The sequence below is a fragment of the Brevibacillus sp. SKDU10 genome (assembly GCF_001645205.1).
GTDB lineage: Bacteria > Bacillota > Bacilli > Brevibacillales > Brevibacillaceae > Brevibacillus_B > Brevibacillus_B halotolerans.
The window spans coordinates 39430-45807 of the sequence record NZ_LSSO01000151.1 but is presented as its reverse complement, the minus strand read 5'-3'; the positions used below and the strand labels follow the sequence as shown (position 1 = coordinate 45807).

Sequence of the window (6378 nt, the reverse complement as noted above, 5' to 3'; positions counted from 1 at the left end):
GTGCTGCCATTCTCCTTAATAATCGCCCCTTTCCGCATGAAAAAATTATCCGTCTCGTGTTCGATCAATTGCAATTGCCGCTTGTCCAAGCCAAAACATCCACAGAGCTTCTTCAAGATCGGAATAACGCCGAGGAATGCTCAGGCATCGCGGGAACCTTCTTTGGAGCTAACGTAGGATTGATAGAAATCACGAAGGAAGATCAGTCGCTATTAACCTTAAATAACCAACCAATTAGGCTACAGCTAAGGACAGGCGATTTCTTGCAGGGATATGACGAAGAGGGCAATCATGTGCTGAATCTGAAAGTGATAAGGGAAAGTGACGGATGTGTGCAGTATCTTATGATCAATAACAATCGCTGTCACCGTTACTTGTTGCCAGATGGTTGGACGTCTCTATCAGCAGAGGAAATAGAAGCTTGCTGTGGGACTTATTCACACCATGGATTTCCAGACTGGGTTTATCATGTAACGTATCAGGATCATAAACTTATCATGGAAGAGGATGGGGTTACAGATGTTCTGATCCCAATGGAACACGGTTTATTTGTCAGTGATACGTTTAAATCGGTGCAATTTCACATTGACGAGCAAGGGCAGGTTCCCTATTTTCATCTCCATGGCACTTGGAAAATGCAACGATTATAACGTCTAGAGAAATCATCTATCTCTTACATCTAGGAGGCTTGCATTCATGACGACTAGCAAAATCACAGAAAATCTCATACTCTCTCATGAAAAATTAGAAAAAGAAGAAGCATACTGGCTAGATCAAATGAACGGGATTAGTGCGCTTTCTACATTTCCTATTGAATTTTTACGTACATCGCTGGAGGAATTCCAAAAGGGAGTCATCACTCATTCGTTTTCAGCAGAGGTGACAGAAAAAATTCGGATGATTGCAAATCAATCTCCCTATGCCATATTGACGATTCTTGCTACTGCCCTTGCAGATCTTCTTTCACGCTACACCGAAGCAGATGATATTGTTTTTAGTACACCTGTCTTTAAACAAAAGCAAGAATTGAAAATCGTCAATAAATTACTACCGTTACGTATTCAGGTACAACGAAATAAGATGACGTTTAAGCAGTTACTTATGCAAATGAGTAAAAACATCAAGGAAGCTAGCCAAAATTCCAACTATCCTTTTTACCAGGTGATGAAAAAAGCTGGATTGCAGGTTGAAGATGGGATATTCCCATTATGTAATACATGCATTATGCTAGACGACATCCACGAAAAAAGCAGCGTAAGCCAAATAAAAGCTGACTCGCTCTTTAGCTTTTCTCAGAAAGAGGATCATTTACAACTCGCCCTTGAATATAATGCTAGTTTGTATAGTCATGATCGGATGCAAATGATCGTTCATCATCTAGACAATTATCTCTCTGAAGTGATGAGAGAACCGGATAAAAGCTTAATGGAAATCTCATTCCTAGATGAAGCTGAACGTCGTCAGTTACTTTATGATTTTAACGCGAGTAGCAATGACTATCCACGCGATAAATCGGTATCCCAGCTTTTCGAAGAGCAGGTAGAACGGACGCCTGATCGGATTGCTGTTGTATTCGAAGGGAAATCATTAACCTATCGTGAATTAAATGATCGTGCGAATCAAGTTGCCTGGTTCTTACATGAACAAGGGGTGAATGCGGGTACAATTGTTGGTTTTATGGTGGAGCGTTCTCTTGAATTATTAATTGGTATCCTCGGTATTGTTAAATCAGGTGCGACATATCTACAAGTTGATCCTGATTATCCAGAGGAACGAATCAACTATTTACTAACACATTCTCAAGCCTCTGTGATACTAACTCAACAAAAACATATAATGAACTGCAAACAAGAACAAGCTCGTACTTTCATCATCGAAGAAATTTTGATGCAAGGAACTGCTCCTACGGAAAACCTAAACCTACCTTATCAACCTGAAGAGATTCTGTATGTTCTCTATACATCAGGTTCTACAGGAAATCCAAAAGGAGCTATGATTAGACATCATTCGTTTGTTAATCTTTTATACTGGTATATCAAGAAGCTGTCGTTTTCAGAGAATGAACGGGCTTTGCTGATTGCTCCCAATAGTTTTGATTTGGCACAAAAAAATTTGTTTAGCGTGCTACTAGTTGGAGGAAGATTAATCATCTATTCCCCGGGTCCTTTCGATTATCGTCAGATGTCTGCTGTGATCGATAGAGAGCAGATAACTACGATTAACTGCGCTCCTAGTGCATTTTATCCCTTACTTTATGAAAATGTCGCCGATGATTTTGCTAAGCTGGGAAGTATTCGCCACATCAGTCTTGGTGGTGAACCGATCAACATGGTTAAACTACAGCCTTGGATCAAATCGTCCCATTTTAAAGCGGAGTTTTCCAACACGTATGGTCCAACAGAGTGTACAGATATTTCTGGCTACCATATCTTGAACAAAGAGGAATTACAGCAAATTACTACGGTTCCTGTTGGAAAGCCAATACATAACGTCAAGCTTTATATCTTAGATAAATATTTGCAACTGCTTCCTCCGGGGATTCCAGGTGAGTTATGTATTGGTGGGGAAGGAGTGGGGAATGGATACTTTAACGCTCCAGAGCTGACCAAAGATCGTTTTATTGATACACCGCATCTATGTGTGCCACGTGTCTATAGAACTGGTGATTTAATGCGTTGGCTCAAAAACGGTGATCTTGAATTTATGGGGAGAATGGATCATCAAGTAAAAATTCGAGGTTTTCGTATCGAGCTGGAGGAAATAGAAGCAAGGCTTTTACAATTCCCTGGCATGAGAGAAGTGATTGTTCTTGATAAAACAGATGAGGATGGGATCAAATATTTAGTTGCTTATTTCGTTTCGGAAAATGAAGTCACTCTTGATCAAATTTCCAAGTTTGCTCAAAGCCATTTACCAGATTATATGGTTCCATCTCAATTTATGCAGTTGCCTGAATTTCCGCTTACTCCAAATGGGAAAATCAATAGATTAGCACTGGCTCAATTGAAAGATTACCTTACTTCAGCTACTTTATATGAGGCTGCTAAAACTCCTCTGCAAGAGGAATTGGTACGGATTTGGAAAGATATTTTGAAGCTAGACAAAATCGGAATACAGGATCATTTTTTTCGGATAGGAGGTCATTCCCTAAAGGCAATGACGCTGGTTACTATCCTGTACAAAGAGCTTAATGTGAGTCTTTCGGTCAAACAAATTTTTGATCATCCTACCATTGAGTCGCTGGAGCAGTTGATTGAAGTGTCTGTAGATTCTGCCTTTATCCAAATCCCATTGGAACCAGTAGAAGAGCGTCCGTATTACCCAGTTTCTGCTGCCCAGAGGAGAATGCTGATTGTTGACGAACTGAATCAAGGGGATACAAGCTATAACATTCCTACTTGCGTAATCATTGAAGGACCAGTCAATCCGGAACGTTTTGAAACAGCTCTTACTCAACTAATCGAACGTCATGAAGCACTACGTACATCGTTTGAGTGGCAAGGAGAAGAGCAGGTTCAACGAATACACAAACAGGTAACCTTTCATATGAGTCAACGCAAGATACAAGAGGATGAGCTTCGTGATGCAATTCAAGAATTCATACAGCCGTTCCAGTTATCACAAGCCCCTCTGTTTCGCGTCGGCTTGTATGAGTTAGGACCAGAGCGTCATTTTTTGATCATGGACATGCACCATATCATTTCTGATGGTATATCTATGGGAATTCTGATTGAGGATTTGATTGATTTATATAAAGGAAAGGAACTTTTGCCATTACCTATACAATACAAGGATTTCACACATTGGCAGAATCAATGGTTTGCTTCTGAGCAGGTAAAGATACAAGAACAATATTGGGCGGATACGTTCGCTGTTCAGCCTCCCGTTCTACGCTTGCTGACCGATTATCCACGCCCTTCAATACGTACAAATGCAGGGGGACGAATTTCCTTTACCCTTCCTAAGGCGGAAAGTGAAGAACTTTATCAAATCGCTCAAGATAGTGGATCTACCTTATATATGCTTCTGCTAGCAGCCTATAATATCTTGCTGTTTACATGTACAGGACAGGAGGATATTGTTGTTGGCACCCCAGTAGCGGGAAGACAGCATGCTGATCTGGAAAGAGTGGTAGGGATGTTTATTAACACCCTAGCAATGCGTAATTATCCTCAAGCTTCGAAAACATTTGCAGAATTTTTTACAGAAATAAAGATACGAACACTTCAAGCGTTCGACCATCAAGATTATCCCTTTGATGCTCTAGTAGAAAAGCTTAAAATCCCAAGAGATACGAGTCGAACACCACTATTTCAAACGATGCTTACCCTGCAAAATATGAACCAAGCAAGGATAGAATCGGAAGAATTAACTTATATAGCCTATGACTTTGCGGATACTACATCTAAAATGGATTTGTCCATCATCGCTGTTGAGACGCCTGATGAGGGTCTATTATTTGATCTGTATTATTCAAGTAACTTGTTCAAAAGAGAAACGGCGGAGGACTTGGGGCAAGCTTATTTACAAATTTTAAAGCAAATCCCATCTCGGTTCGACAAGACAATCGCTAGTTTTGAGCTTAGAAGCAACTCAGATGAGCGTAATTCGTCAGCGCTACCAGATGCCTTTGAGGATGAAGAATTCGATTTTTAATGGAACGTGTAAAAATAGTGTAGTAGCAAGGGAATCTTTTCCTGCTTCTACACTGTTTTTTTATCATTTTCGAAGTGGATCGAGTTAGTAGAAAGGGGGTCTTTGCAAATTATATAAGTAATATCCAATGTTTTCTATTATGTGCATAATCCTCCATTAACAGCACATACTTAACATACACTCTAAGGACATGTAGAGGTGATTGCATGCCCAAACATCCATTTTTTAAACGAAGCATGAGAAAAGGACACGCACAAGCTGATTCTATTATTACTACATCACTGGAGGACAATATAAATCAAATACTGTCCAAGCTTGATCAGATGCCTGATCTTACCGTACAACGCTTTTCGTGGAATCAAGGTGAAGAAGCTGCCATCTTATATATGGAGGAGCTTTCTGATAAAAAATTAATCTATGAAGATGTACTTTCTCCTATGTTAAAAAACATGACGTCACTTACACAGATTGAGGATTCTTCCTTAATAAGCTGTAAGATGAAGCCAACACACTCGCTAGAGGAGATTGTACAAAGCTTATTAATTGGTAAAAGCATCTTACTGTTTCATAACTATGCTACAGCTTACCAGGTCAATACCATTTCATATCCTGATCGTTCTATTGAAGAGCCGTATCTTGAGCCAACAATCAAGGGTGCGCATGATGGCTTCGTAGAGAATGCTTCAAAAAACCTTGGTTTACTACGTAGATACATACCTAGCCCAGAATTAAAGCTTCGGCAGCTAAAAATTGGAGAGCGGGGAAAAGTCACTATTACCATGGCCTATTTGGAGGATGTAGCTAACCCAAAGGTCATAGAGGAATTGGAGCGGCGCATTCAAGCGCTGAGTCTGGATGTCATTATAAATATCGGTGAATTACAGCAATTAATCTCGAAGAATACATTTACAGTATTTCCGCAGTTTTTGGTGACAGAACGTCCTGATACTACAGCAATGCAAATTTTAAAAGGGCGTGTCGCTATTCTCATGGATCGTTCCCCAGGAGTACTCATTGCACCAATGGATCTGGTTGGTTTTTTGCAAACGAAGGATGATTATAATGTCAACTGGCTGCTAGCTTCGTTTGTGCGGCTGCTGCGTTATATTGCTTTTATGATTTCCCTTGTGCTTCCGGCTTTTTATGTGGCGACAATTTCGTTTCACTTCGAAGTAATCCCGTTAAAGCTGTTATTATCCATTGGAGAATCTAGGGAAAAAGTACCTTTTCCGCCCGTATTAGAGGCTTTAGTAATGGAATTATCTTTGGAAATGCTCCGGGAAGCGGGATTGCGTCTGCCGGGGCCAATCGGTCAAACGGTTAGTATTGTAGGTGGTATTGTAATTGGTCAGGCTGCAGTTCAGGCTGGTATCGTAAGCAACATTATGGTGATTGTGGTTTCCATTACAGCAATTGCTTCCTTTATCATTCCTTACTACGATATGTCGTCAACCATTCGTTTACTTCGCTTTCCCATGATGATGCTTGCTTATTTCTTTGGCTATGTAGGAATTATCATGGGTTTAATGATCATGTTTATCCACCTTATTACGCTAACCTCTATTGGAACGCCGTATGGTTCGCCGCTTGCTCCGGTTCGAATGAAAGAATGGAAAGATGCCGTCGTGCTTACTGCGCCAAGATACTTGACAGCCAGACCCCATAGTGCAAGTCCATTACAGGAAAAGAAGAAAAAGGCTACTGATCCAACAGATAGGTGAT

2 protein-coding genes and 1 pseudogene are annotated in these 6378 nt (G+C 40.4%); all 3 read left to right on the top strand.

The features are described 5' to 3' along the window. Window positions 1–650 (top strand): annotated as a pseudogene (locus tag AYJ08_RS11830) (serine hydrolase domain-containing protein); the annotation flags it as partial. A gap of 46 nt (window positions 651–696) precedes the next feature. Further along, entirely contained in the window at window positions 697–4656 is a 3960-nt protein-coding gene (locus AYJ08_RS11825) for a non-ribosomal peptide synthetase (protein WP_064017888.1), read from the top strand. Window positions 4657–4862: 206 nt separating this feature from the next. Beyond that, window positions 4863–6377 carry a spore germination protein gene (locus AYJ08_RS11820; RefSeq protein ID WP_064017887.1) on the top strand — a complete coding sequence of 505 codons (1515 nt, stop codon included), beginning with the start codon at window positions 4863–4865 and terminating at the stop codon, window positions 6375–6377. Window position 6378: the final 1 nt, after the last annotated feature.

Bases quoted from the DNA above. Each gene is read 5' to 3' on its own strand.
- AYJ08_RS11825 (WP_064017888.1), top strand. From the start codon at position 697: ATGACGACTAGCAAAATCACAGAAAATCTCATACTCTCTCATGAAAAA.
- AYJ08_RS11820 (WP_064017887.1), top strand. From the start codon at position 4,863: ATGCCCAAACATCCATTTTTTAAACGAAGCATGAGAAAAGGACACGCA.